This is a genomic window from Apilactobacillus xinyiensis, assembly GCF_019656235.1.
GTDB lineage: Bacteria > Bacillota > Bacilli > Lactobacillales > Lactobacillaceae > Apilactobacillus > Apilactobacillus xinyiensis.
The window spans coordinates 1-2640 of the sequence record NZ_BPLL01000020.1 but is presented as its reverse complement, the minus strand read 5'-3'; the positions used below and the strand labels follow the sequence as shown (position 1 = coordinate 2640).

3 protein-coding genes are annotated in these 2640 nt (G+C 25.3%); all 3 read left to right on the top strand.

The features are described 5' to 3' along the window. On the top strand, positions 1–198 hold a 198-nt coding region (locus K5Q11_RS05360; RefSeq protein ID WP_220751719.1), incomplete at its 5' end, for a hypothetical protein. A gap of 53 nt (positions 199–251) precedes the next feature. After that, entirely contained in the window at positions 252–1160 is a 909-nt protein-coding gene (locus tag K5Q11_RS05355) for a DUF5776 domain-containing protein (protein WP_220751717.1), read from the top strand. Between the two features lie 317 nt (positions 1161–1477). Next, the coding region (locus K5Q11_RS05350) for a leucine-rich repeat domain-containing protein (protein ID WP_220751715.1) at positions 1478–2640 on the top strand (1163 nt) is incomplete at its 3' end.

The following is a 2640-nucleotide window of genomic DNA, read 5'->3' as shown; positions in this document are numbered from 1 at the left end:
AATTCTATTTTAGGATCAGCTTCAAAAGATAAAACTATTGAATTAACTAATTTAGATGAAAATCTGCACAAAAAATTGTTGCAAGATAATGAATATTCTATTGAACATCTAATATGTAGTACAGATGATAAAAATTCAGATAAAATTCAGATAAACTTAAAGTATTTAAAGATTCTTATGACAATACTATTTATGTAAACGAAGACGGTACTGTTGTTAAATCAGACATTAAAGATACTAACACTGTTGTTATGGCATCTGATATGGGTATCAAAAAGATAAGCAACGAAGCTTTTAAAAATAAAGGGCTTGAAAATATAAGCATTCCTGTTGGTGTCCAAGAGATTGATGATAATGCTTTCAAGGGCAACAATATCAATTCTATTGTATTACCTAATTCTATGGAAAAAGTTGGAAATTCTATTTTAGGATCAGCTTCAAAAGATAAAACTATTGAATTAACTAATTTAGATGAAAATCTGCACAAAAAATTATTGAAAGACAATGAATATTCTATTGAACATCTAATATGTAATACAGATGATAAAAATTCAAACATTGATAATAATACTGAACACCATAAAGACAAAAACATAAAAAATGACGATAAATTTACAAATAAAGAAACATCAAATGAAAATAGCAAAAAATTTGATTATGATGAATTAAGCCCTAACATCACACCTATCAACACAGATAGCAAAAAAACATTTAACAACATACCAGATAAAAAAAGAAACAATGACAATTTATCTTTAGATGATAAAAGAGTTAGCAAAAATAAAGACATTTCCCATAAATATACTAGACCATTTAGTATAATAAATAAAAAAGGTAAAACCTATAAGGCTACAATATTTACCAAAAATAATAAAAAATATTTTATGACAAATAATGGTAGTATATTAAACACTAAAGAATATCAAAGAACCTATCAACAAAAAAACAACGTCAAAAAAGTTAAAATTATAAATCATAACGGTATTAACATGTACAGTAACATTAAATTCAGTAAACAAAACTTTGTCAAATACGTTAAATTTAATAAAAAATTCAAGGTAACTGCTGTTAAACATTTAAACTACGATATAACTCGTTATAAATTAGGTAATGGTTTATTTATAACTACACATAAAAGATTTGTAAAAAAAATAAAATAGTATAAATAAAAAGACCAAATATTTAAATATTTGGTCTTTTTTTATTGTCTCATCAAAAAATAATGTACATAAAAATAGTTTGAATTTAAATCTACAAAAGCATGTATTTTATCGTCATATTCCAATATTTAAAGGAATATTTTTAAATATTTTTTCACAAAGTCAATTAAAGAAGCATTAGAAAAAAAATATATAGATAAAAAGTTACGAATAATAACTTGATTTTCAAAATTCTAATATATATAATCCCTATTGCAATTTAATTTTTATAAAGAAAAGTTTAAGTTAATAAAGAATTAATTAAGAGGTGTAAATAAGTGAAAAATAATTTATTATTCAAGTTATCGATAAGTGCCCTATTCTTATTCCTTGTAGTTTCAACAGTTAGCATTAAAAGTATAAGCGCAAATGAAGCACAGCCAGAAAGTGAACAATATGAAAGTGAAGAAATTAAAACTGTACAAATTAGCGATCCAAAAGATTTCGTTTTTGATGATGAAGATGATTCCATAGTCGGATTAAGTGAAGACGCTTTAGAAAAACTTGGTAACAACATGCTTGATCTAGAAATACCTTCTGAAATTGATGGAAATAAAGTTATAAAAATTGGTGATAATGCATTTGCTAGCCAAAAAATAATAAACGTAAGTATTCCAGATAGAATTACTGAAATAGGTGAAGAAGCTTTTTACGATAATAAATTACAAGCCGTAAACTTACCTAGTTCTTTGACTAAAATTGGTAAAGAGGCATTCTCACAAAACAAAATGATTGAAGTAACCATTCCTAATTCAGTCGTAACAATCGACAATGAAGCTTTTGCTGATAATCATTTAAAAAATGTTATTTTATCAGAATCACTAGTTCAAATTGGTGATGGAGCATTTACAGGAAACTATATTGAAACTCTAGACTTACCTAATTCAATCAAAACCATTGAAGACGATGCTTTTAATGGTAATCAAATTCAAAAGCTAACCCTCCCAGATTCTCTAAATGAATTGGGTAGCTCAGCTTTTGCCAATAATAATATTTCAGATATTAAAATATCTCAAGGATTAGAAGCAATTCCTAGTGAAGCATTCATGAAAAATGACATTAAAGAATTATCTATTCCAAATAATGTAAAAGTAATTGGCGATTCTGCTTTTGCCGATAACAAGAATTTAAAATCAGTAATTTTATCTAATAATTTACAAGAAATTAAGTCTTTTGCTTTTTTTAACACATCTATTAGTAGAATTTCAATACCTAAAAGTACTACTGAAATTGGATATGCAATAATAGGTAGTCATATATCAAATAGTGAAAATAATAATTTAGAAATCATAGTACAAAGTAATGAGATTAAAGATCGACTAAATAGCATCGTTAGAACAGATTTAAATGGAAATACATTCATGCCATATAAATATTTTAAAATAACTGTAGCTAGCGATAACAATAACAACAATAGCAATAACAACAATAGCAATAACAA